The organism is Nocardia sp. NPDC004415, from assembly GCF_053602435.1.
This window is the reverse complement of the sequence record NZ_JBSGDP010000011.1, coordinates 96781-119699: the sequence shown is the minus strand read 5'-3', so window position 1 is coordinate 119699 and position 22919 is coordinate 96781. Positions and strand designations below refer to the sequence as shown.

Genomic DNA, 22919 nt, shown 5'->3' with positions numbered 1-22919 from the left:
CGAACCCGGAAGCTAAGGCCACCTGCGCCGATGGTACTGCACTCGACAGGGTGTGGGAGAGTAGGACACCGCCGGAACATCATTGCGAAAGGCCCCCAGCATTGTGCTGGGGGCCTTTTTGCGTTCTGAGCATGGGGAGAACACCCGGAGTCCGCCGGCTTCTCACACCGGCGGACCCGTGGAGCGCGCTACTGCACGGTGATGCCGCTGGCAGCGAGAGTCCTTGTCACAGCAGCGATATCGGGCTCGACATTGTACGGCGGCCCAGGGCGCAGTCGCCCGAACAGCAACTGGGTATCCAATCGGTAAGCCTCGGCGTCGGCCAGCAGACTGTCCAAATCCGGCCCACCCGGCGCCACCTCCAGATGCGGAGCCAGCTCCAGAAGCAGCTCATCTCTGTCGATCACGCCGTGCAGCCCGCTGCTCAACCCATCATCGCCCAGGTCATCCGGATAGACCGCCCGCCCCCAAGCCCCCTCTTCGTACCAGTAGACGGTGCCCGCCCGGAAGTCTTCATACAGCTCCCGAAGCTTGTCGAACGGAAGCCATTCCGGCCCGCCCGCCAGCACATCGACCGGCGGGTCATAGAACCTCAGCTCACTCACTTCCTCCTCCCCATACAACAGAAACCGCCCCTCACCCATGGACGTCAGCGTCCACACAGTGCAGGCGGAATCGTCCCAATGCAAACCCTCCCCGTCGATCCGATACCCCGTCCGCCCATACCCCCACGCCTCATCCCTGCTGTTGGCTTGAAGCGCGGCAATGAACGCCCACCGCCCCCACAACGTCCTGGCATCCGGCAGGTCTTCCGGCCGTCCCGGCCGATGAATGGTCATCGCACATCCCCCATGGTGAATTCTGCAGTCGCGCAATGCTATCGGCTAACGGTTCGCGATCGTCACGCCGCAATGCCCGCGGCGACAAGTGCTCTGCAGATCGCGGGCACGTCGCGCGAACCCGGGTAGTCGTCATCCGTGCGCAGCCGTTCGAGCAGTTGCCGCGGCTCGAGGTGACCAGCTTCGGCATCGGCGAGAAGCCGCTTCGCGGTGTCTCCGTGTGCCTCATCGACGAGCAGCGGGTGCAGATTCGCCCGCAGCAGCATGTCTCGATCGACCAGGTGCTCCATCCCGGCCTGCAGCCCGTCGTCGAAGAGATCGTCGGGATAGGGAGCACGAGCCCACACCCCGCGCTCATACCAGTAGACGCAGCCGACTTCGTGGCCCTCGACCTTTTCCCGAAGCGTAATGCGCGTCGCGCCCACAACGTTTCGCCCCTCGGCAGATCCTCGGGCAACCCCGGGTAGTGCATGCTCATGGTGAGAGGCTTTCACATCGGCGGCCAGGTCGGACCACGAGCACGCACCGCCGAACCCGAGCGCCGATATCGCTGCGGGCGACGACGGATACCCTGGTGTAGATGGCTTCGGGGAGCGAGGGGAGCGCCGCATGGCTCAGTCGCCGACGTTGTCCGCTGTGGAGATCGCCGCGGAGCGGGTCCTGCTGCGGAAGGCACGCGCTGCCGACCGGGAGCGGCTCATCGAGCTACGGACCGACTCGGACGTCGCGGCCTATATCGGCGGTCCGCGTCGCAGGGAAGACGTCGAGCGATACCTCGACGAGATCGGCGGCGTGGCGAACGCCACCGACGCGCCCGGCACTTTCATCATCGCCGACAAAGCAACCGACGACCTCCTCGGAACATTCGAGCTCAGGCGCCGCGCCCCGGACCAGCCCGGTCGCGTCGCCGGCGGTGAGGAACTGGAACTGGGCTACCTGATGCGCCGCGAGGCCTGGGGCGCCGGCCTGGCATCCGAGGCAGCCACCGCCGTATTACGCACCGCCGCAGCCGAACTCCCCGACCAACCTGTCCTGATCGTCACCCAGACCGCCAACAAACGCTCACTCGGCCTGGCGACCCGCCTGGGATTCCGCCCGATCACCACCTTCGAACAGTTCGACGCCGAGCAGACACTGCTTGCCGCGAGCCTCCACCTGTTCAAACCCTGAGCCGGCTCGACCATCCTGGAATACCGATGGCCCGGGAGCGCAGGCTCGCCTGCAGCTGCGGGGAAGTGGGTTTGCTGGCCTCTGCTGACGCGGATAAGCCTGACCGGCGACCTCGTAGTGTGGGACTGCTTCGAACAGCCCTACCGCACCGCTCGTGACTACACCGGATTCGGCCCGTTCCTGTTCGACCGAGATCAGTACGACAAAGCCGTCCAGAAGCTCGACGTCGCAATCACTGCCCACAAATGACATGCCCATGTCGCATCTGCCCGTATGTGCGTGTTCGGGCAACGTCGGATTTGGGCCGGTGGTCGTACGGACTGTCAGACTGGCCGGATGAACCCTGATGCGCGGGCCCGGGCACTATCCTCTCTGCGTGGACTGGCGGTAGGGGACGCGTTCGGGGCGTGCTTCGACGACGCCATCAACCATGGCGCGTTGCGGTCGCGAACTCTGTTGCCCGGGCCGTGGTTGTGGACCGACGATACGCAGATGGCGTGCTCGATCTTCGCTGTGCTCAGCGCCCACGGTCGAATCGATCAGGACACGCTGGCTCATTCCTTCGCCGAGCACTACGACATCTATCGCCGATACGGGCCCGGGACGAGCCGGATCCTGCGGCTCATGCGGCAAAAGGGCTATCCCTGGGCCGAACTCGCTCGACAGGCACGGGAGGGGCGTGGTTCGTGGGGCAATGGTGCCGCTATGCGGATAGCACCGCTGGGTGCGTGGTTCGCTGACGACCTGGACCGCGTCGTCGACGAGGCGACAGCTTCGGCGGTAGTCACCCACGCCCACCCCGATGCCGTAGCGGGTGCGGTCGCGGTGGGTGTCGCAGCTGCCTTGTTCTCGGCGCAACCTCGGCCACGCCGCAGTGAGTTTCTCGGTGCGGTGGCCGCCCGGACCCCGGCCGGCCAGGTCCAAGACAAGATCAGGGCTGCCCAGGGCATCCGCGATTCCGGCACCGCGGCAGCGGAACTGGGGGTCGGGCACGAGACTTCCGCGCTCGATACCGTCCCGTTCTGCCTCTGGCTCGCGGCTCACCACGGCCACGATTTCGCCGATGCGTGCTGGACGGCCGCCGCCGCAGGCGGTGATCGTGACACCACCTGCGCGATCATCGGCGGAATCATCGGTGCTGGCCCTGTTCGGGAGGGCGTGCCGCCCGAATGGATCGCGAGCTGCGAACCGCTACCCGAATGGGCAACCGCGGCTACACCGCTCGCCTGACCCACGTCGACGAACACCCCGCCGGTCACCGCGTACTTCGCCGATGGCACCACCGCCACGAGGCTGTTCATATGCCCGATTGCCGCCCGGCGATTCCCGTGCGCATACGCGGTCGCTCGACTACCGAGCCTGCACTACCGGTAGGACGATCCCCGCGGCCGGCGAGCGTTCTGGCCGCGGCGGCACAGTCCGGTGGAGGGTCAAGCCTCGTACCAGTAAGCACAGCCCAGCTCTGCCCCACTGATGCGGTCGTGCAGCTCCTCATACGGGAGCCACTCCGGCGCCCCCGCCAGCACGTCGATCGCGGGCCGATGCCACTTGACCTCGCTCGACTCATCCTCCCCATACAGCACGAACCGCCCCGCCCCGATCCGAGCCAGCGTCCACCACGTGTCGATCGCTCTGCTCCTGGGCCTCCGTTCCGGTGATCCGGGTCGAGGGGTCGCTGGAACCGCTCAGGGGGCCGCGTCGGGAAGGTTGTCGGCAGCGAACTCGGCTGCCGGCGGGCACAGGTATTTTATGCTCGCCCCCGCAACGACCTCCATGGAATGGAAGTCGTTCGACCGTGTGTTGGGCAGCAGCGCGCTGCCGAGATCGCCACTCCCGCTGTAGATCTGATAGCAGATCCTGCGGCCTTGGATGGCGAGGTCGGTATCGGAGATGCCACCGCGGTCCACGCCGGAAACTTCGATGGAGCGCAGGAACCCCGGCACGTCCTCGGTCAGCGCATCGATCTGCCCTTGCACCCATGGATCCGGACGGGGTGTGGCCTCGGCGATGCCGGCGCAGAGCATCGCACCGAGCGCGAGCGTGGCGAGTAGCGGCGAAACACTACGGCGTAGCGTCATCTGCTCACCGTACCGGCGATGTGCGGTTGCTATGGGCAAGTCCAGGGACTTTCGCCGATTTCCCTGTGTGCGGAGCTGTGGCAGCCGTGATCTCGACCGGATCGCTTTGGATTCGAGAAGCTCGAGAGACGCCGGGCGCCGGCGTCTCGAATCTCGTCCACACCCGGGGGTGGGGCGCGAGTAAGCCGAGGGGTTAGATGGGGATCCGATGACCGGGGAGGCTTTTCGGGGAACGCGGGGAAGAATGAGAATCCGCGCGGTGGTCTACGCGACGAGTCTGAGTGTAGTGATGGCGGTGTCGGCTTGCGGTCACACGATCGACGGGTCGGCGGTGGCTGCTGAGGCGAACACGACCGTCGCGAACAACTGGAAATCGCCACAGGGAACCTGGATCGGCACCTACGAATGCTCCCAGGGGACCACCGGGTTGACGTTGACCGTGCAATCCGAGGCGCATGCCGAGTTCGACTTCTACGCGCTACCGGAAAACCCCGCGGTGCTGTCGGGCCGTTTCCACATGCGCTGGCAAGTCGAATCGGGCCGCCTCGTCTTTCGCCAATCGGCCTGGATCGACCGACCGGGTTCCTACGTGATGGTCGACCTCGTCGCCGACAGGACCGACAGCACAACCACGCTGAGCGGCCAAGTGATCGGCGGTGGCTGCACCACCTTCCAACTGAGCCGCGACGTGTCCTGACCACGTCGCCGGCTGCGGGTCATGCAGCCAGTCGCCAGTCCCGCAGCTATGCCTGTGGTTTCGATGCCGTCGGGTGTTCCGCGATTATCCCGGCGGCGGCGAGGGTCCTGGCCGCGGCGGCACGGTCCGGTGGAGGCTCGAGTGGACTTTCGCTGCGCAGCCGGTCGAGCAGCAACTGGGCGTCCAAGCGGTAATCTTCGGCGTCGGCGAGCAGATTGTCGATGCTCGGTCCGTCGGTGGGCTCGGTCAGGTGGGGGATGAGCGCTCGGATCACCTGGTTCCGGTCGGCCAGTGCGGCCATGCCGCAGTCCAGGCCGTCGTCGCGGAGGTCGTCCGGGTAGGGCACACGCGCCCATGCGCCGTTCTCGTACCAGTAGACACTGCCGACCTCGTATCCTTCGATCCGATCGCGCAGTTCTTCGTGCGGCAGCCAGTCCGGTGCGCCCGCCAGCATGTCGATCGGTGGGTGATGCCACTTGACCTGGCTCGTTTCGTCCTCCCCGTACAGCACGAACCTGCCCGCACCCATCCGGGAAAAGATCCACCAGGTGCAGCCGGAGTCGTCCCAGTGGAGACCATCGGCGTCGATCCAGTGGCCACTGTAGTTGTCCTCCGCCGCGCCTTCTGCGCGAACTGCGGCGATCAGCGCCCATCGGGCCCAGAGTATTTCGGCCTTCGGTAGGTCGGTAGGGCGTCCCGGTCGGTGAATGGTCAAGGTTGCGGACTCCTGGCTAGTGGATCTGGCGCTCGCAATAGCGTCGGTGCAGTGATTTCGCGAGATGGGGCGAACAACGATAGTTACTGTGCCAGTGCGTAATCGAGCAGTCACGTCCTGGTTGCGTTATGAAATCTCTGCTGCGCCGCCACGTGGTCGCTGTCGATGTCGGCGAGGTCGACGCACGGCGACGCTCGCGGCTACGATTTTCTGCGAGGCTGCAATCACTTGGATGGCACGGGCGGGTAGAGCCTGATCTCGACCGTGGCGGCCAGTGGTTCCAATGTCGTCCTGATCAATGGGCCCACCTGTTCCCAGGTGAGTCCGCCGTGCCCGCACCCGAGGGCGGGGATCGCGATCGACTGAATTCGGTACCTCTCGATCGTCTCGACCAGGGTGGGTAGGCCGGCGGACACGTCATCGAGTCGGCTGGCCGAGCGCCAGTGTCGCTTCGTCGGGAAGTTGACGATCAATCGCGGCCCGCGGGCAGCACCGGTTTCCCACACGAACATCCGGCCGACGTGGAGACCACCCATCCGTGCTGTACGTGCATACTCCCGGAACATGTCCGGGTAGGCCTGCTTGAACTGCAGCGCGATCCCTTTGCCCATGACGCCGACGGTGTTGACTGCGTTGACAAGAGCTTCGGTGTCGGCATCGAGGAGGTTGCCGGACTCTTCGCGGATCATGGGGTGAATGTACGAGGACCATCCGACAAGTACCGAGGTAGTCGACGAAGGCGCCCGGGGATCGCCGATCGAAGGCACGCTGAGCCGCAGCCCGCCGGATGAGTCTCCGTTCAGCCATGCACGAGTGCGATCACCGTGATCGGAGTGCCGTCAGCCACCCTGCCATCTCATACGTCGGCATCGACATTCGCCCACAGTTCGGTACCCAGCCAGGAAGCTGCTTGGGCGGGGTCCTGGTCGACATCGATGCCGATGACGTGGATGGTGCCCAGTTGACGATCGCTAGCGCGGACCCGCAGTACTCGACGCGAGTGCCGGTGCGTGCGCGGATGCACGATCGCGGCCGCGCGGGAGTCGTCGGGGGAGTACCCACTGATATAGGTGAACAGCTGATGGGTGTCGGCTGCGGAGACGGAGTTGTCCTCGTAGCGTTTGTATTTCGCGTCGATCGGAAAGCGTCGTGGTGTGGCTGAGGGCGCGAAGGTGACCACGATGTCCGGGCGGAATGTGCGAGGGGACAGGTCACCGGACACCGTGATCTTGGCGGCGGTGGTGGCAGTGGCGGTACTCGTGCCAGGTGGTGCCGAATCGGCGATGAGCCGGGCAACCGCCTTCTCCCATACTCCGGGGAGGTGCAGGAGAAGGCTTTCCGCGGCGGCGCCGGTATCGGTGAGCAGGTCGGTGACACCACCGGCGCGCAGGATCAGACCCGCCCAGATGTGGGCGGGGCGGTAGCGGCGGTTGAGCCGGTTGTAGGTGGCCCGCGACAGGGCGCCGATGGCCCCGGACACTCGGCCGGCCGCGGGAAAGCTGGTTGCCAGATTCGACAGCCGTTGTGCGAGTGCGGGATCGGAGACCATCGCCCGAGCGACGTGGAGGGCATGGCCGCAGACCTCGTTCTCCCAGATGGACGGGCTGCGGTCGAAGGTGTCGTGATGGAGCTGATCGAGGAGCCCGTAGCGCCGGGTGGCTTGGGTGACAGCGTCGAACCGGCCGCGCAGCACCGGGGCGAACTGATGGTTCCGGACATAGTCCCGGCGTAGTCCGTCGCGGAGCAGGATCTGGCATTCGTGCGCCAGGGCGGCGGCGACGAGATCGGCGAAACCGTTTGGCGAGACGGACCAGTCGCGCGCCGTTGATTCGCTACGCGGTCGGATTCGCGGCGGTCAACGAATGCTATCCGCCCGATGTCGTGCACCGCCTCGCCCGCCACCGTGACGATGTCGGTGCAGATCAGGGAGCGGCGACGCATTGACGTAATGATTACGTCAATGCATTACGTGAAAATGCTTTATCCAACGCCAACCCTGTCTGCCCAGGACAAGCAGCCCCAAGTGCGGTTGCGTATCGATCGCGTAGCGGTGGCGTGTCTTCTGAATCCTCCCGGTGACCGGGATCGTGATCGGCAATGGATATCTGCCCATGGAAGGCAACCACCTTGCACCAGTTGACTATTCACTCTGTGCCGGAGAATCCGGTTCACGAGCGAGATGCACTACTTCACCACGCCGTCGACGTCGGGTTGCGGTTCAAGTCGAGGACAGAGATCTTCGGTAGGCGCAGCAGCCCGCACGAGATCCCCGATCTGCTGCTGACGGAGTTGCCCGCCCAACCGCTGACAGACGACGCAGTGATGGCGGACTTCGTGGGCCGGGTTCTCCCGCTCTGCAAGAACGAGGCATCACCACGGTTCATGGGCTTCGGCGACACCGGCGACGATCCGCTCGCTCTCGCGGGCACGATGCTCGCGGCGCTGACGCAGCAGAACATGATCAACCAGTCGTTCGACAGCCCGAGCGCGACATTCATCGAGATCGCGGTATTGCGCTGGCTGCGTGATCTACTCGGATATCCGAACCCGGCGGTGAGCGATGTGCGCACCGTGTGGGACGTCGGCGGCATGGTCACTCCGGGCGGGACCACCAGCAACACGGCGGCGATGATGCTCGCACGGGAAGCCAAGGCGCCGGAGACGATGCGGGCTGGTGTCACCGATCCGCGCCGAATGGCGGTGGTTGTCCCGAAAGGCATCGGGCACTACAGCGTGAAGGCGGCGCTGACATGGATCGGATGCGGAGCGCACGTCATCGAGGTCGGCACCGACGGGTTCCGTTACGACAAGCGCGAACTCGCTCGGACACTTCGCCGCCACCGAGAGCACGTGATGGCGGTGGTCGCCTACGCCGGCGACAGCAGGACACAAACGATCGACGACCTGCGCTCGGTGAACGAGATCGTCCGGGAGATCGGCCCCGAGATCTGGTTGCACGCCGATGCCTGCTGGGGGCTGCTGGCAGCTTTCAGCGCGGGCATGCGGGAGAAGATCGACGGCATAGCCGAATTCGACAGCATCACGGTCGACCCTCACAAGATCATGGCCGTCCCCTACGGGCTCAGCGCACTGTTGGTTCGTCAACCAGATGTCATCCGGACGATCTCGACGTACTCGGATCTGATCATGCAGGAAGACTTCGCCTTCGGGCAGGTCACTCCATTCATCGGCACCAAGGGTTGGATGTCGTTGAAGTTGTGGATGATGATGCTCGGCCGCGGCAGAACCGGGTTGGCCGCGCTGGCCGACCATCGAGCGAACTTGGCGCGACGCTTCGCTGCCCTCGTAGACGACCATCCCCGCCTGGTTCGTCTCAATGATCCAGACCTCGCGGCGGTCGTGTTCGCGTACCTGCCATCCGGAATCAGTCCCGGCGCTATCGACGATGAAGGGCTTCGCGATGTCAACGATTTCAACATAGCGATTCACCAGCGAATGCTCGCGGAAGGACAGTGGCACCTACATCAGTTCACCCTGCCCGACGACCTGGGACGTCTCCGAAAAGGCGCGATCGTGCACCCGCTGCGGTTCATGGCGAACAATCCTCAGCTCACCGAGGCCCACATGCGTGAAGTCCTCGCCTACCTCGACCACCTCGCAATCGAACTGGAGGAAACGGCATGACCGACAAGACCTTCCGTGCTGTCTACGAGACGGTCGGCACCTACGACAAACTGCTCTTGCGGCACTACTACGGTGGCACCGAGGACGTGGACCTTGTCGCGGACTGGCTGACCGAGCACTACGCCGCACCGGCCGCTACCTTGAACGTGGCCGAATTCGGCTGCGGTACAGGCCGAATCACCGACGCCGTCGCGCCGTACGCCGCCAGAATGGTCCTCGCCGACTACAGCGAAATCATGGTGTCCGCTGTCACCCAGAAGTTTGCCGATGCCGAAACGATGTGCGCGGATACCAGTGACGCTGTTGCGCGGCTTCTCACAGCCGGGCAGGCAGGTGCCTTCGACCTGGTCTCCGCGTTCTGGTCGTTGAGCTATCCGATTGGCGAGTTCTTCGAGGAGCTCTCATCCGGGGGCGTCCGACTTCGGAACGATCAAGCGGGTGCCGCTGACCAGGCTGGCGAGTTCGTGCACGACCTTGTTCGGCTGGTCGCGCCGGGTGGACACCTGTTGGCGATGTTGTTCGATGCGGAGAGCCCTGAACAGCAGTTGGTTACCAGGGCGTGGGAGAAGGTCGCGCCGTTCCCGCGGGGCGGGCGCGCGTACACGCGCCACGTTCTGATCGACGCGCTCCGTGCCGCCGAGAGCCGTGGGGAGGGAACTCTGTCCCACCTCCGGCTCGGGGGAGTGGCATGGGCGCCTGACCGGGAGGCTGCCCGTGAGTGGTTCTTCGGAGTGCATTTCAAACACCATCCCCAACTGCTGGAAGATCGTGAGGTAGCGCGGGAGGTCGAGATCTTTCTCGAACGCTACGAGATGGCGAGTGGCGGTGTCGCGATTCCGAGTGGAGTCCACTTCATCGACTTCCACGCGGTCGCCCACCCGTACGCGTCACTTCCGATCGGTATCGATTCATGACCCCGGAACTCTTCGCCGCGGCGGCGGAGGTATGCCGCAAATTCGCGCCACCGCGCGGCTACGGGCTGGTCTACGGCTCGCAAGCCGCAACCGGCGAGTCCCGGTCGGACCTCGACCTTGTCATCGTCGGACGCTCCCGCCCAGGGTGTCACCACATGACCGATCTCGTTGCCGCGGTGTGCGGGCTCCATGTGGAATTCGACCTTCTCACGGACACCGAAGTCGACTATGAGACGAAGCTCTTCGCGACCCACGCGGATGTCTGTCGCGCGGTCGAACTGCGGTGCTTTCCACGTAGACAAGGAGTGCTGAACCCAGCTCCCGTGGTTGCCGAGCCCGACTGGTTGAACTCCTCGGAGTTCGCGCAACGTCTAGTGCTCAATGCGCTGACCAGCGAACATGTCTTCCTGGGTGGAGACGTGCAGCGCTACCGCGCCGACCGATCGCGAGCGGAGCGGGCTGTCGCGTCGTTGGCGCTGGCCATGGTGGCCAAGCCCGAGGTCACCATCCAGGACGCTGTCGCGGTACTCACTCGATCTCCCGAGGGCGCGCGGGGCAAGGACTTCCTCGGCTACCAACCGACTGCCCGCTTATATTCGACGATCCAGTCCGGCTTCGCCGCGCTGGCCGCGGCGAACGTGATCGAATTCGTCGACGGTGCGAGATTCCGGAGATGCCGTGAACTGGGTGGTGTGGTCGGCCCAATCCAGGCCGCATGAGAAACCTGCGACAATAGCCGCACTATCCCCATTCGAAAGGAATCGAAGGTGAGCTCTGCCGGTGTTGTACCGCTGCTCGGACGTGTCGCTACCGCTGTGTCGGAGGCGATCGCCCGAGTCCGTCCGGAAACGGCGGATGCGGACCCGGTAGTGCGACGATCCGACCGCGCCGATTTTCAATCCAACGCCGCGTTGCCGCTGGCCAAGCGAGTGGGAGTGTCGCCCGCGCAACTCGGAGGCGAGCTTGCTTCCTCCATCGATCGGACGGGGGGCGTCATCGCCGACGTGGAGGTGTCGGGCCCGGGATTTCTGAACATCACCCTGGCCGACTCCACAGTGTGGGAATCCGTGGCAGTCCGACTGGCAGACGACCGGCTGGGTATCCCGGCCACGGAGGACGGACGTCGAGTGGTCATCGACTACTCGGCCCCGAACGTGGCGAAAGAGATGCACGTCGGACACCTCCGCACCACCATCATCGGCGACAGCCTCGCCCGGATCTTCGGATTCCTCGGCGCCGATGTGGTGCGCGCCAACCACCTCGGTGACTGGGGCACGCAGTTCGGCATGCTCATCCAGTACATCGACGAGCATCCCGAATCGCCTTGGCACACGGAGGAGCTCGACGCACACACCAGTTCGGTGTCGGCGCTGGACACGTTGTACAAGGCCGCACGCGCTCAGTTCGACGCCGACTCGGAGTTCGCCGATCGGGCGCGAGCCCGAGTGGTCGCACTGCAGGCCGGCGACCCCGACACCGTCGCTCGGTGGCGGGAGATCGTCGCGGAGTCGGAGAAGGCGTTCGGCGCCATTTATGAGCGCCTCGGTGTCCTGCTGACTCCCGATGACTACGTCGGGGAGTCGTTCTACAACGACCAGCTGGCCGTGACGGTGGCCGAGCTCGTCGACAAGGGTGTGGCGGTCGACAGCGACGGTGCCGTCGTCGTCCTGTCCGAGCAGGTCAATGGCCCGGACGACAAGCCCGCCGTGTTGATGGCTCGCAAGCGTGACGGCGGCTACGGCTACGACAGCACCGATCTGGCGACCATCCGGTACCGGATCGCCGCACTGCACGCGGATCGGTTGCTGTATGTCACCGACTCGCGCCAGGCCCTGCACTTTCAAATGATCTTCGAGGCCGCCAGGCGGGTAGGTTGGCTGACCGACACGATCCAGGTCGACCACGTCGCTTACGGAACGATTCTCGGACCGGACGGCAAGCCGTTCAAGACTCGTGCGGGCGGTACGGTCCGGCTGATGGATCTCCTCGACGAGGCGGTCGCGCGCGTCCGCGCCGTGGTCGCCGAGAAGAACCCGGAACTCGCGTCAGCCGACCTCGACACCATCGCCGAGCAGGCGGGCATCGGGGCGGTCAAGTACGCGGATCTGTCGACCTCCCGAGTCAAGGACTACACCTTCGACCCCGTTCGAATGACGTCGCTCAACGGCAACACCGGCGTCTACCTGCAGTACGCCCACGCTCGGGTTTGCTCGATCCTCCGCAAGGCTGACATCGCGGGTCCTGCCGCGGTCGACACGAACGGCCCGTTGGAACCGGCCGAGCGCGAACTCGCGTTGGTCCTCGATGGGTACGGGACAGTCCTGGGGGAGGTAGCCGAGGCACTGGAACCGCACCGGCTGGCCGGATACCTCTACGATCTCGCTCGCACGTATACCACGTTCTACGATTCGTGCCCGGTGATCTCCGCTGAGGGGTCGATCCGTTCGAACCGAATCGCGCTGTGCCAGTTGACAGCTCGAACCCTCGAGCTCGGTTTGGGGCAGCTGGGCATCGCCGCGCCGCAACGAATGTGAGCTGTCGGCCGGACGCACACCGTCGTGGAGTTGTCTCCGGCCGGCGGAGCCGTACACTCCCAGCCAGGGAGTTCGATATCGAGAGGTAGGCCGACCAGGGATGACTTCCAATGGTCCATTTCCCCGGCATCTGCCGGACTCGACCGCGGATCCCGAGGCCATCTTCCGGAACGACTGGGCGGCCTTCGCCGAGCTCGAACATCTGCGCGACCACTGGAGCGTGAAGCAGTGGTCGCCCGGGCGCACCGGGTACTACTGGTACTTGACGTTCGATGACCCGGACCTGGTTGACTTCGCCGCGGAATGTCAGAACAGTCTCGGCATCGCGGGTATCGACCCGGTGCCATCGGACGGTTTGCACCTCACGATCAGCAGCGTCGGCGATACAACCACCGTCGCCGGTGAACAGATAGAAGCCCTGGTCTCGACTGCTCGCGAACGACTTTCGGATGTGAAGCCGTTCGATCTGACCATTGGTCCGCTCAGTGGATCTCGAAGCGCGATTCGATTCTCGGTGGCGCCGTGGGATCCGCTGCTCGACCTGCATCGAGTTCTGTCGGCATGTTCCAACGAGTCTTCGCCGGAACAGGCGCCTCGCGATGTATCAGGTTGGTCGGCGCGGTTCCGGCCGCACCTGGGCATCGCGTACAACAACACTGACCGCGCCGCGGCAGAGGTCATCGCCGCGGTCGCGGCTCTGCGGGGACCCGAGCGAGTTTCTGTGCGGGTCGACACTGTTGACCTCGTCGTTCTCCGGCGAGAGGGGCGCTGCTATCGGTGGGACACACGTGCTGCCCTCGCGCTGGGCGGCTAACGAACGCTCTCTGGGGCAATGAGCGGTCGCGAGGCTCGCCGCCATTGCGTCAATCGTTCGATGTAGTCCTGCGACGGTTTGGGATAGTTGGCCTCAAGGAGAGCGCCGAGCTCGTTCGCTCGCTGCCACACTGACCGGATCGGCCGCGCCGCCGAAGCGTCGAGCGCCTCGATCCCGAAATAAACCGCCTGTTCGATTTCTGGGGAACGCTGGAGAGTGAGCGCAGTCGCCACATCCAAGCTCACCAATGCGCGGCTCCAAACCGAGTCCGACTGCGACACATACTCGTTGACCAAGCTCCCGTACTCGAGTGCTTTGTCGAATCGCCCGGCGGAGAGGAATGCCGTCGCGGCGTTGGCCAGCAGGCGGGCCTTGCCGTACGAACCGAAGGTGAGTGCCGGAGTCAGACCGGGCGTGACGTTCATACGATCAGCCAGCGCCATTGCCTGCTCGACCGAGCGCTCGACGTCGGCGGTGTCGCCCAGTTTTCCCTGTGCGCGAGCCAACCCGTTGGAGTACAACCGGATCGTCTGAGAGCCTGTCTTGGCCATGGCGATTCCTTGCTCCGCCATCGCTGCGGCTTCCGCGAAATCTCCTGCGTAGTAAGCGCAGAAACTCTCGGTGGACTTGACCCAGGTCAGCATTTCGTGGTCATCGGTGAACGAGGCCATCACTTGAGCCTCGCGGCAGTACATCCGCGCGGTGCCGAACCGACCACAGTTGACCGCCATGTACGCGAGGACGCCGGAGATTCGGGATGCTATCCGGTAGAGACTCTCGACGTGGGCTGGGTGACGCCTTTGCTGAAGAAGGAGATTGGCACGCTGCCGAATCTCGCTAGCCTCGATCGCGAGCTCACGTGGTCCCTCCGCTTCGTACCGGTCGACGATGTCGTCGAGCGCGAGGCGGAACCCTTCGACGAGCTCGCCGTCTCCGCGGAGCCCGGTGAGATCTTGAAGCTGACCAACGATCGCATCGGGCTGGTCGAATCGAGCCACTGGTGAGGTTGGCGCCGCGTACCGGATGTCAGTACATGCGCTGTCAAACCTGCTGCGTTGTTCCGCATCGAGACGCTGAAGCAGCGTATCCATCGCCGCTGCATGCTGATTGGTGAGAGTGATTGTTGTGCCACGCTTCTCCCACTTACGGACGACGGCTTCTGTGAAGCCGAGCCGATCGGCGAGCTCGGCCTGAGTCAGCCGAAGCGCGGCGGTTCGAATCGCGCGAACCTCGACGCCAGTCCAAGCTCCTACCGTCACGATGCCCCCGATCGCCCTGGCTAACGCCTACCGATACGAGGGTAGGACGCACCCAGCTTCCTGTCACTCTGCTCTCGCGTACGAGAATCTGCGTGTCAGGCTGGCTTCCGCATGCCGTGTGCGGTTGCGATCCAAGCAGGCGGCTTGACGCGGACGTCAAGGAGGTTGCAGTCTCGGATCTCAAGTTCGGCGAGCATGATTCAGCTTCCTTCACAAAGTCCTGTTTCCCGCCTGCCGGAACCGCTTAGCTTGCTTGTCCAGGTTGCGCACGTGCGTCGACGCGGCGCCGAAAGCGCTGACCAGATCAGGTCGCAACGTATCGAAGTCACCCAGAGCCTCGTCGACACGTCCGGTCGCGGCGCGTAGTTGGGCGATGACGAACCGCGTTTCGAGCACCACATGGAGCTGGTCGCTATCCCCGGTTGCGGCATTGTGGACGAAGAAAAGTAGCTGGGGCAAGGCTTTCTCGGCCTTGCCGATCTGGGCATAGGCGTGGCCCGCTTGCAGGGCACAGCTGAGAACGTCGGGATCGGAAGGCGGACGAAGTCTGCGGTACTGTTCTCCGGCTTCGTCGAACCGCGCCGCTGCTCGACCGAATTCGCCGCAGACATACAGGGCCGCGGCCAACTCCTTCCGTAGCATCAGCGCCAACGCGGGGTCGTGGCCCGCACGCGCGAGACCGTCTTCCAGCAGGCTGACCGCTTCGGACGGACGGTCTTCCTTCAGTGCCAGATCGATGTCGTCCCACAGCTGACGCACCTCGCTGTCGGTCAGCTCGGCACCGCCATCGGTCGACGCCGCTACTGTGATCGAGTTCACCAGCGGGCGTCGAAAAGGGCCGGTGGGGTCGGGGTCCCGGCTTGCGGCTCGGCCATTGTCGGTGACCATGGCGAATGGCAGCAGCGTGTCGTATACCGTCAGCGCGGCGGGCCGCTTCGTCGCGTCCTTATCGAGCATCGCCGTCACGAGGACATCCAGGTCCGACGGTGTATCGGGGCGCCGCGAACGCACCGACGGCACACTGGACTGCAGATGTTGCGATCGCACGGCCCCGTCGACGCCCAGGAACGGGAGGTCTCCGGTCAGGAGTTCGAAGAGCAGGCAGCCGAGCGAGTAGATGTCCGACGCGGAAGTCACCATCTGACCGAGCCACTGCTCCGGCGACATATACGGCGGCGTTCCCACGGTGCGGTCGATCTGGGTGAGCCGCGGCAATGCCCCGCTACCGTGCAGGATCGCGATGCCGAAGTCGAGTAGCTTGACCAGCCCGCCGTCGACGATCATCACATTGGCGGGCTTGATGTCCCGATGCACGATGTCGACCTGGTGCACCTCGGACAACACCGCCGCGATCTGGGCCGCGATGGACGCGGCCCACGCGATACTCGGCTGACTGTCCACGAAATCGGTGTGGTCGAGCATCGTCTGCAGCGTCTTGCCGCGCAGCAGCTGCATGACCAGCCACAACTGCGTGGTGCCGTCGGCCCGCGTCTCGACTCCGGTGTCATACACCGCCGGTGTTCCCGTCAGTTCCAGCCGCGCGGTGGTGCGGATCTCTCGGACGAACCGCTTCCGATCCCGTTCCAGGGCCTCGAGAATCTCCACGGCTTCCGGGCTGACCGGCCCCGACGGCACATCCCCGGACGGCGATTTGAGCAGCTTGATCGCGACTTTGCGATCAAGCCGCTCGTCCCATCCGTAGAACACCTCGCTCATGCCGCCGCTGCCCAGCAGCCCGTCGATCCGGTACCGGCCCGCCAGCAGCCGCTTGCCCGCCACGAGTTCGTCTGTCATCGCGACCTACCCCGATTCGGTTTCACACTTCCCGCATGCGATCCACAGTGGCGCGGTCCATCTCGGCACGCAACCTCGCGAGGGCCTCGTCGCGGGCAGGCGCGTTGATGATGCGGTATGCCCGCTTCGCGGCGGCTTGTTTGATTGCCTGCTGAAACTCGTCGTTGTCGAAATACAGTTTCATGAACTCGGTATTGCGCTCGGCGTTCTCGACCACGATGTCGTCGAGCCGGTCGCTCGCCACCTGGGCGAAACGAGCCTCGTCGTTCATGAGACCGATCTGCTGCATGCCAGTATCCGCGACAAGCCCGGCCACCTGCTGGTTCACCAGGATTTCGTCGCTGGTGCCCAGGTCGAGACCGAACCGCTGATTGAGCTCGTCGATGATCTCCGACAGGGGGGTGACATCCGGCTCCTTGTATCCACCGCCGTCGGCGGCGTGGCCTCGAACATCGCGGTCGCCGACCGGGGCAAGCGACACGTTGTGCCGCCCCGTGAATTCGAGCCGGTAGTGGCTCAAGTCGGCGTCGCCGATGTCGACAGCGGTGGAGGGCCTGCCGGGCAGCCGAATCAACAGAATCCGACCGAACTGGTACAGCCGTTCCAGCTCAGCATCAGGCCAGTCGACGATCTGCGCGAGCAGATTGTAGGCGCGCACGAAGTTCTTCAACGCCGTGCGGAACCCTTCCCGCTCGTCGTCGGTCTCCAGGTCGACGAAACGATCGAGCGCCGGCTTCAGCGCTTCGTGCAGGTCGGCGTGCAGTTTGCCTTCGGCGGTGTCCGACATCCGGCCCGGCGACGCGGCCTTCAGCAAGGTAACGAACATGTCCATCTCCGACGCGACGAGCACGCCGAACTCCATCACCTCACGCTGCTTGGTGTAGAGCATGTCCGGCTGAGGTGGTTCGGTGATGGTGGCCTCGAACCAGTCCTCGAATGACTTCTTGATGTCCTCGGCGTCGTTGACGAAGTCGAGGATGTGGATGTCATCCTGGGATTTCAACGGGTGGATCCGGTTGAGCCGCGACAACGTCTGCACCGCGGTGACACCGGTCAGCGGCTTGTCCACATACATGCCGCACAGCAGCGGCTGGTCGAAGCCGGTCTGATATTTCTCCGCGACCACGAGCAGACGATATTCGTTCTGGTTGCGCGCCACGGCTTGCGGATCGTCGGCCTTGACGTAGCCGAACTTGTCGGGGAGCTGACTCTCCGGGAATCCGTTGAGTTGGGCCTCGCTGACTTCGAGTCCCACCTCGATCTCCAGCTGCCCCGAGAAGGCGACCAGCGTTCCGCAGTCGGTGAGTCCGCACAGCTCGATGTACCGGCGCATCGCCTGGTAGAGATCGTGTGCTTGCATGCGGCTCGGCGTGACCACCATCGCCTTCGACCGGCCGCCGAGCTTCCCGGCGACGTGCTCCCGGAAATCGTCGACGATATGCCGGGCCCGCTGATCCACCGCCGCCGGGTGCCCTTCGGCCAGCCGAACCAGCTTGGCCTTCGCCTTCGCCTTGTCGACCTCCGGGTTCCCCAGGCCCGACTCCTGTTGACCCACGGCGACATTGTTCAGCCGCCACTTCGTGTCCCAGGTGATGTAGTTGGCCAGCACATCGAGGATGTAGCCCTCGGCGATCGCCTGCCGCATCGAGTAGATATGGAACGGCACGTACATGCCCTGCTCGCCGGTGCGCGGATGCACCCTGTCCGGGTCGAACCGCCCGAACAGCTTCAGCGTCGGCGACTTCGGCGTGGCCGTGAACGCGAAGTACGACAGGTTCGGCTGCTTGCCCCGCACCCGCGTCATGTACTCCGCGTCGTCCTCGTCCTCCTCACGGGGCACCGCGTTGGCGCCCAGCGCCTGCTTGAGCCGGATCGCCGACTCGCCGCCCTGCGATGAATGCGCCTCGTCGATGATGACCGCGTACCGCATCCCCGCGAGATCCATGTCCGCGATCTTCCCTAGCACGAAGGGATACATCTGCAGCGTGGAGATGATGATCTTCGACGTGCTATCGGCCAGCGCCGCCGCCAACTGCGTCGAGTCCTCGTCGATCTTCTTCACTACGCCCGGCGTGTGATCGAATTGGAAGATCGTCTTCTGCAACTGCCGGTCCAACACCACACGGTCGGTGATCACGATAACCTTGTGGAACACCGGCTGATTCGCCGCGTCGAACAGGTTCGACAGCCGATGCCCGAGCCACGCGATCGTATTCGACTTCCCCGAGCCAGCCGAATGCTGAATCAGGTAGTTGTGCCCCGCGCCGTTTTCCCGCGCGTCGGCCACCATCTTCTGCACCGCGTCCCACTGGTGGTAGCGCGGGAAGATCCGCGGATCGGTGTGCGGATTGGCCTTGACGCCCTTGCGATCGGGCGCCTGGACGTGAATGAACCGCTGCAGCAGCTCAAGCCAATTGTCGAAGTCCCAGATCTGCTCCCACAGATAGGCGACCGCGTAGGTCTTCGAACCCGGCTCCACCGGCGGGTTCCCGGCGCCGCCGGACACCCCCGGCCCATTGGAGCCGACGTTGAACGGCAGGAACCGAGTGTCCTTGCCCTGCAACCGCGTAGCGATGAACGCCCGATCGGGGTCCACCGCGAAATGCACCAGCGTGCGCTTCGCGAAGAACGGCTCCTTCGGATCGCGATCATCCCGGTACTGCGCGATGGCATGGTCGGCGTTCTGGCCCGTGTTCGGGTTCTTCAGTTCCACCGTCGCCACCGGCAGCCCGTTGACGAACAACGCCATGTCCAACGACTTGTCCGGATGGCGCTTGCTGTAATGCAGCTGCCGAGCGACCGTCAGCACATTCCGGCGATACTCACGCAACGCGTCTGCGGCGAGGGTGTGACCCGGCCGGAAATACGCGAGGTTGATCAAGATGCCCTTGGTGCGCACCCCCTGCCGCAGCACATCCAACACACCGCGCGCATCGATCTCGGCCGCGACCAAGCGCGCGAACTCCCGCTGCGCGGTGTTCGCGTCGCCTGCCCGGTCCACGAGCTTGTTCCACGCATCGCCTTGCGTGGCACCAATGAACCGGAACATCTCGCCGGTATCGATGCCGAGCTCGACGTCGAACGTCCCCTGCGCACGCGACCACCCACGGTCGAGAAGCTCCGCCTCGACACGCATTTCGAATGCCAGCTCGGTGTGAGCACCTGGGGTCATACGGACACACTTTCGGACGGCGTGAAGCGGCGGGCAGTGGTGACGTCGATCTGGCCGGTGACGGCGGCGGTGATCAGAGCTTGGCGGCGTTCGGTGAGAAGACGAGACCGGCTATCCAAGTAGGCGTATCTTGTTGCGATTGAATTCTCTAATTCCTGGAGTTCTGCCACAATCCGATCTTGCCATTGAACGTCGGGAATGGGGATCCTCAGCTGTCTTATGAGTTCCTGACTCAAGTTGGGCTGCCCTGCGCCTACAGCGAGCGCTACCACACCATTTTTGTGAGCGCGGAACCAGTACGACGCAAACTGAGCGTTTATCCCATCCAGCGGCGTCAGTACGCAACACGCCTGGTTGACGCAGGCATCGAAACCAAGCAGGCCGACCCGGCCTTTGGTTTCACCCTGACCATACATTGCAACTATAAGCGACCCTGCCGGATGAATTTTTAGAGCAGGATAATCACGCAGGGCTTCATACGATACATTGCGGATTGTCGACCTGATGTCACGGTCGTTCAGATCGGCGCTGTTTACCCACGGAATGTCGCCGTTGAAATAGTTCTCAACCTCTGAACTCGGCGTCGTTCCGCTTCCTGTCATGAAAACATGACTGACTTTCGCCAACCGCCAAGCCGTGTTGATATAGGGCATCCAGTCGATTCCAGTCGACAAAGTAGGACCAGAATGCGTCGTTGTTGCGACGCGAATCGCCTCATGAAGGCTCTCGGCTAGCAATTCTGATTGCCTAGCCGACGTCTCAACCAAGAGGTCAATCTTACTTGTCTCGGCGTCGAGGAAGTCGGCGATGTGGCGCTGTTCACCAAGAGGAGGCAAGGCGACAGGTGCGCCAGCAAGCCGCTCCCGATTCAATTCGATCTGGTTGGTTGCACCGACAGTCAGGGCCGAATAGATGTAGTCCTGAAATGGGGTGGCACTCAACCAGTAGTACAAGTACCTAGGATCCGCTGCCTGCTCGTCTGCGCGAACGACGGTGATGTGGCCGTCTGCGACGCATGGCAAGGCGTCGGGCCCCTCGACAAAATACCCCACGCGCCCGAGAGTTCCGGTACCCGTCGAGTTGACCAGTATGTCATTAGGCAAAAGGTGACCCTTGAGAATATAGGGATCCCCCTCGTGGTGGTGGAAGCGCGCACGTCCCCAGTCGAGGTATCCCAGTTGATTCACGGCCTGACTAACGGTCCGCACCGGTCCGTCATCAACATACGTAGGTGCAGTTCCACGGTTCAGGAATGTTGTCGTGAATTTGAGCGGGCACCAGTTCCAGGATTCCGGCAGCGCAACGCCGAACCCAGTACTCACCGCGTCACCTCTCCCAGCAGTTTCTGGATCTGCTCCTCCAGCTCCTGCAGTTCCGCGTCGATCTCTGCCAGCGGCCTCGGCGGGGTGTAGGCGTAGAAGTGCCGCGTGAACGGGATCTCGTAGCCGACCTTGGTCTTGTCGTAGTCGATCCACGCGTCCGGAACATGCGGCGTCACTTCGCGGGCGAAGTACTCGTTGATGTCCTCGTCCAGCGGGATGTTCTCGTAATCGCGCAGGTCGGGGTCAGGAAGGATCGAGCCATCCTTCGCCTTCTGCACCTCGCCGTCGGGGTCGGAGATCGACACCGCCGCCCACAAACCCTTCTGTAGCGCGGCGGTACTCGGCCAGGTCGCGTCAGCGGCTTTGATGGCAGCTTTCATGGCGTCGGCTGCTTCGTGCTTGGTCCACCACACCGAGCCGGTCAGCTCACGCAGGGCAGCGACCAGGTCGTCGCGGTCGGCCCATTTCGCCAGCGGTTTCGCGTCTTCGAGTGCGGCGAGGGTGTCTTCGGTGATTTCGAAGCGCTGTTTCAGCGGGCGTTCGACGGTGATGCGGTGGTAGCCGAAGTCGCGGGTACGGAAGATCTTCACCTTGGCGTGGTCTGGGTGCGTCGGGTCGGCGGCGATGTCGACGGCGGCGACGTACATCTTCGTGATGTGGCCGATTTGGGCGTCGCTGATCTTTTTGCGCTTGTCGCCCAACGACTTGGTCATCTTCTCCCACTGGTCGCGGGCGTCGAGCAGGATCACCTTGTGACGCAGGCGCTTCGACTTACGGTTCGACAGCACCCAGAAGTAGGTGGAGATGCCGGTGTTATAGAACAACTGGTCCGGGAGCGCGACGATGCCTTCGAGGAGGTCGTTTTCCAGGATCCATTGGCGGATACGGGATTCGCCGGATTCGGCGGCGCCGGTGAACAGCGGGGAGCCGTTGAAGACGATCGCGAGGCGGGAGCCCTTGCCTTCGACCGGCTCCATCTTGTCGATCATGTTCTGGAGGAACAGGAACGAGCCGTCGTTGATGCGGGGGGTGCCCGCGCCGAAGCGGCCGGCGAAGCCGAGTTCGGCCTCGGCTTCGATGGAGTCCTTGACCTTCTTCCATTCGACGCCGAACGGCGGGTTGGACAACATGTAGTCGAACTTGCGGTCCTTGAAACCGTCCTCGCTGAACGAGTTGCCGAACACAACCTCACCGGGCTGGCTGCGGATCAGCATCTCCGACTGGCAGGTCGCCCATGAGCCGGGGTTGATCTCCTGGCCGTACAGGTATACCTCGGCCTTGGGGTTGATCTTCTTGATGTGTTCCTCGGCAGTGGTGAGCATGCCGCCGGTGCCGCAGGCCGGGTCGAGGATGTTGATGACCTGGCCCTCACCGGCGACGGTATCCGCGTCGGGGGCGATGAGCAGGTTCACCATCAGCTCGATGACTTCGCGCGGAGTGAAGTGCTCACCGGCGGTCTCGTTGGAGGCTTCCGCGAACAGCCGGATCAGATGCTCGAAGACGTAGCCCATGCCATGGCTGTCGAGCTTGTCGAGGTCCTTCATTGCCGCGAACCGCCCGATTACCTGATACAGCAGTTTCGCGCTCGCCAACTTGGTGATCTGGTTGTCGAAGTCGAACCGCTCGAGGAGCTGGCGCACGTTCGGGGAGAAGCCGTTGACATAGTCGCGCAGGTTTTTCGCCACGCTCGTCGAGTCGGACGCGATGGTGTCGAAGTTCTGCTGGGAGGTGTTGAAGAACGGCAGCTTCGCCGTTCGCTCAAGCACCTTTCCCTTGTTCTGGACGCCGCTCGCCTCCAGTTTCGTGTCACGTTCACGGACGGCGTCACGGGTGGAGGCCATTACCGCGTCGAGCCGACGCAGCACCGTGAGCGGCAGGATCACCTGTCCGTACTCGTGGCGCTTGTAGTCGCCGCGCAGCAGGTCGGCGACCTTCCAGATGTCGTCCGCCATCTGCTTATGTGTGG

General features: G+C 64.0%; 19 protein-coding genes and 1 rRNA gene. 9 read left to right on the top strand and 11 right to left on the bottom strand.

The window, feature by feature from the left end; all coding sequences use genetic code 11:
* Positions 1 to 77: ribosomal RNA gene (rrf, locus tag ACWEMY_RS08205) — 5S ribosomal RNA — on the top strand; the annotation flags it as partial.
* Between the two features lie 111 nt (positions 78 to 188).
* Here the strand turns inward: rrf and ACWEMY_RS08200 are convergent.
* Both ACWEMY_RS08200 and ACWEMY_RS08195 read right to left on the bottom strand, forming a co-directional pair.
* Positions 189 to 839 carry a hypothetical protein gene (locus ACWEMY_RS08200; protein ID WP_452389410.1) on the bottom strand — a complete coding sequence of 217 codons (651 nt, stop codon included), beginning with the start codon at positions 837 to 839 and terminating at the stop codon, positions 189 to 191.
* A gap of 62 nt (positions 840 to 901) precedes the next feature.
* Positions 902 to 1264: a hypothetical protein gene (locus ACWEMY_RS08195; RefSeq protein ID WP_452389409.1), complete on the bottom strand. Its 363-nt coding sequence runs from the start codon at positions 1262 to 1264 to the stop codon at positions 902 to 904.
* Positions 1265 to 1448: 184 nt separating this feature from the next.
* On the opposite strand from ACWEMY_RS08195, the gene ACWEMY_RS08190 reads away from it, so the two are divergent.
* Together ACWEMY_RS08190 and ACWEMY_RS08185 are read left to right on the top strand one after the other, a co-directional pair.
* On the top strand, positions 1449 to 2009 hold the full coding sequence (locus ACWEMY_RS08190; protein ID WP_452389408.1) for a GNAT family N-acetyltransferase: 561 nt from the start codon (positions 1449 to 1451) through the stop codon (positions 2007 to 2009).
* Between the two features lie 336 nt (positions 2010 to 2345).
* Complete coding sequence (locus tag ACWEMY_RS08185) at positions 2346 to 3239, top strand: ADP-ribosylglycohydrolase family protein (RefSeq protein ID WP_452389407.1); 894 nt, start codon at positions 2346 to 2348, stop codon at positions 3237 to 3239.
* Between the two features lie 455 nt (positions 3240 to 3694).
* Here the strand turns inward: ACWEMY_RS08185 and ACWEMY_RS08180 are convergent, their stop codons facing one another.
* Positions 3695 to 4087: a hypothetical protein gene (locus ACWEMY_RS08180; protein ID WP_452389406.1), complete on the bottom strand. Its 393-nt coding sequence runs from the start codon at positions 4085 to 4087 to the stop codon at positions 3695 to 3697.
* A gap of 259 nt (positions 4088 to 4346) precedes the next feature.
* Between ACWEMY_RS08180 and ACWEMY_RS08175 the strand changes: the two genes are divergently transcribed.
* Entirely contained in the window at positions 4347 to 4784 is a 438-nt protein-coding gene (locus ACWEMY_RS08175; protein WP_452389405.1) for a hypothetical protein, read from the top strand.
* Positions 4785 to 4830: 46 nt separating this feature from the next.
* Here the strand turns inward: ACWEMY_RS08175 and ACWEMY_RS08170 are convergent, their stop codons facing one another.
* The 3 genes from ACWEMY_RS08170 to ACWEMY_RS08160 all read right to left on the bottom strand — a co-directional run bounded on the left by ACWEMY_RS08170 (position 4831) and on the right by ACWEMY_RS08160 (position 7345).
* Positions 4831 to 5313, bottom strand: coding sequence for a hypothetical protein (locus tag ACWEMY_RS08170; protein ID WP_452389404.1), 483 nt, complete (start codon positions 5311 to 5313; stop codon positions 4831 to 4833).
* Positions 5314 to 5723: 410 nt separating this feature from the next.
* Positions 5724 to 6188, bottom strand: coding sequence for a macro domain-containing protein (locus tag ACWEMY_RS08165; RefSeq protein ID WP_452389403.1), 465 nt, complete (start codon positions 6186 to 6188; stop codon positions 5724 to 5726).
* A 167-nt stretch (positions 6189 to 6355) separates the two neighbouring features.
* Positions 6356 to 7345 carry an McrC family protein gene (locus ACWEMY_RS08160; RefSeq protein WP_452389414.1) on the bottom strand — a complete coding sequence of 330 codons (990 nt, stop codon included), beginning with the start codon at positions 7343 to 7345 and terminating at the stop codon, positions 6356 to 6358.
* A gap of 305 nt (positions 7346 to 7650) precedes the next feature.
* On the opposite strand from ACWEMY_RS08160, the gene ACWEMY_RS08155 reads away from it, so the two are divergent.
* The 5 genes from ACWEMY_RS08155 (at position 7651) to ACWEMY_RS08135 (ending at position 13406) form a co-directional block, all read left to right on the top strand.
* Positions 7651 to 9144, top strand: coding sequence for a pyridoxal phosphate-dependent decarboxylase family protein (locus ACWEMY_RS08155; protein ID WP_452389402.1), 1494 nt, complete (start codon positions 7651 to 7653; stop codon positions 9142 to 9144).
* Positions 9141 to 10058 (top strand): methyltransferase, encoded by a 918-nt coding sequence (locus ACWEMY_RS08150; protein WP_452389401.1) that lies wholly within the window; start codon positions 9141 to 9143, stop codon positions 10056 to 10058. The genes ACWEMY_RS08155 and ACWEMY_RS08150 overlap by 4 nt, the downstream gene beginning before the upstream one ends.
* A complete protein-coding gene (locus ACWEMY_RS08145; protein ID WP_452389400.1) occupies positions 10055 to 10777 on the top strand; it encodes a hypothetical protein in 723 nt (240 codons plus the stop codon). The genes ACWEMY_RS08150 and ACWEMY_RS08145 overlap by 4 nt, the downstream gene beginning before the upstream one ends.
* A gap of 48 nt (positions 10778 to 10825) precedes the next feature.
* Positions 10826 to 12592: an arginine--tRNA ligase gene (gene argS, locus ACWEMY_RS08140; protein ID WP_452389399.1), complete on the top strand. Its 1767-nt coding sequence runs from the start codon at positions 10826 to 10828 to the stop codon at positions 12590 to 12592.
* 100 nt (positions 12593 to 12692) lie between these two features.
* The gene (locus ACWEMY_RS08135) at positions 12693 to 13406 is read left to right on the top strand and encodes a 2'-5' RNA ligase family protein (protein ID WP_452389398.1); all 714 of its coding nucleotides are present in this window, start codon (positions 12693 to 12695) and stop codon (positions 13404 to 13406) included.
* On the opposite strand, the gene ACWEMY_RS08130 is transcribed toward ACWEMY_RS08135, so the two are convergent.
* The 5 genes from ACWEMY_RS08130 to ACWEMY_RS08110 all read right to left on the bottom strand — a co-directional run bounded on the left by ACWEMY_RS08130 (position 13403) and on the right by ACWEMY_RS08110 (position 22905).
* Positions 13403 to 14665 (bottom strand): helix-turn-helix domain-containing protein, encoded by a 1263-nt coding sequence (locus ACWEMY_RS08130; protein WP_452389397.1) that lies wholly within the window; start codon positions 14663 to 14665, stop codon positions 13403 to 13405. The genes ACWEMY_RS08135 and ACWEMY_RS08130 overlap by 4 nt on opposite strands.
* A gap of 210 nt (positions 14666 to 14875) precedes the next feature.
* Entirely contained in the window at positions 14876 to 16459 is a 1584-nt protein-coding gene (locus ACWEMY_RS08125) for a protein kinase domain-containing protein (RefSeq protein WP_452389396.1), read from the bottom strand.
* 22 nt (positions 16460 to 16481) lie between these two features.
* The gene (locus ACWEMY_RS08120) at positions 16482 to 19631 is read right to left on the bottom strand and encodes a type I restriction endonuclease subunit R (RefSeq protein ID WP_452389395.1); all 3150 of its coding nucleotides are present in this window, start codon (positions 19629 to 19631) and stop codon (positions 16482 to 16484) included.
* Positions 19628 to 20953 carry a restriction endonuclease subunit S gene (locus ACWEMY_RS08115; protein ID WP_452389394.1) on the bottom strand — a complete coding sequence of 442 codons (1326 nt, stop codon included), beginning with the start codon at positions 20951 to 20953 and terminating at the stop codon, positions 19628 to 19630. Before ACWEMY_RS08115 ends, ACWEMY_RS08120 begins: the two co-directional genes overlap by 4 nt.
* Entirely contained in the window at positions 20950 to 22905 is a 1956-nt protein-coding gene (locus tag ACWEMY_RS08110; protein WP_452389393.1) for a type I restriction-modification system subunit M, read from the bottom strand. The genes ACWEMY_RS08115 and ACWEMY_RS08110 overlap by 4 nt, the downstream gene beginning before the upstream one ends.
* Between the last annotated feature and the right edge of the window lie 14 nt (positions 22906 to 22919).

Excerpts from the sequence above, each read along its gene's own strand:
- ACWEMY_RS08200 (WP_452389410.1), bottom strand. The coding sequence starts at position 839 with ATGACCATTCATCGGCCGGGACGGCCGGAAGACCTGCCGGATGCCAGG.
- ACWEMY_RS08190 (WP_452389408.1), top strand. The coding sequence starts at position 1,449 with ATGGCTCAGTCGCCGACGTTGTCCGCTGTGGAGATCGCCGCGGAGCGG.
- ACWEMY_RS08185 (WP_452389407.1), top strand. The coding sequence starts at position 2,346 with ATGAACCCTGATGCGCGGGCCCGGGCACTATCCTCTCTGCGTGGACTG.
- ACWEMY_RS08180 (WP_452389406.1), bottom strand. The coding sequence starts at position 4,087 with ATGACGCTACGCCGTAGTGTTTCGCCGCTACTCGCCACGCTCGCGCTC.
- ACWEMY_RS08170 (WP_452389404.1), bottom strand. The coding sequence starts at position 5,313 with ATGGGTGCGGGCAGGTTCGTGCTGTACGGGGAGGACGAAACGAGCCAG.
- ACWEMY_RS08165 (WP_452389403.1), bottom strand. The coding sequence starts at position 6,188 with ATGATCCGCGAAGAGTCCGGCAACCTCCTCGATGCCGACACCGAAGCT.
- ACWEMY_RS08150 (WP_452389401.1), top strand. The coding sequence starts at position 9,141 with ATGACCGACAAGACCTTCCGTGCTGTCTACGAGACGGTCGGCACCTAC.
- ACWEMY_RS08145 (WP_452389400.1), top strand. The coding sequence starts at position 10,055 with ATGACCCCGGAACTCTTCGCCGCGGCGGCGGAGGTATGCCGCAAATTC.
- ACWEMY_RS08135 (WP_452389398.1), top strand. The coding sequence starts at position 12,693 with ATGACTTCCAATGGTCCATTTCCCCGGCATCTGCCGGACTCGACCGCG.
- ACWEMY_RS08125 (WP_452389396.1), bottom strand. The coding sequence starts at position 16,459 with ATGACAGACGAACTCGTGGCGGGCAAGCGGCTGCTGGCGGGCCGGTAC.
- ACWEMY_RS08120 (WP_452389395.1), bottom strand. The coding sequence starts at position 19,631 with ATGACCCCAGGTGCTCACACCGAGCTGGCATTCGAAATGCGTGTCGAG.
- ACWEMY_RS08110 (WP_452389393.1), bottom strand. The coding sequence starts at position 22,905 with ATGGCGGACGACATCTGGAAGGTCGCCGACCTGCTGCGCGGCGACTAC.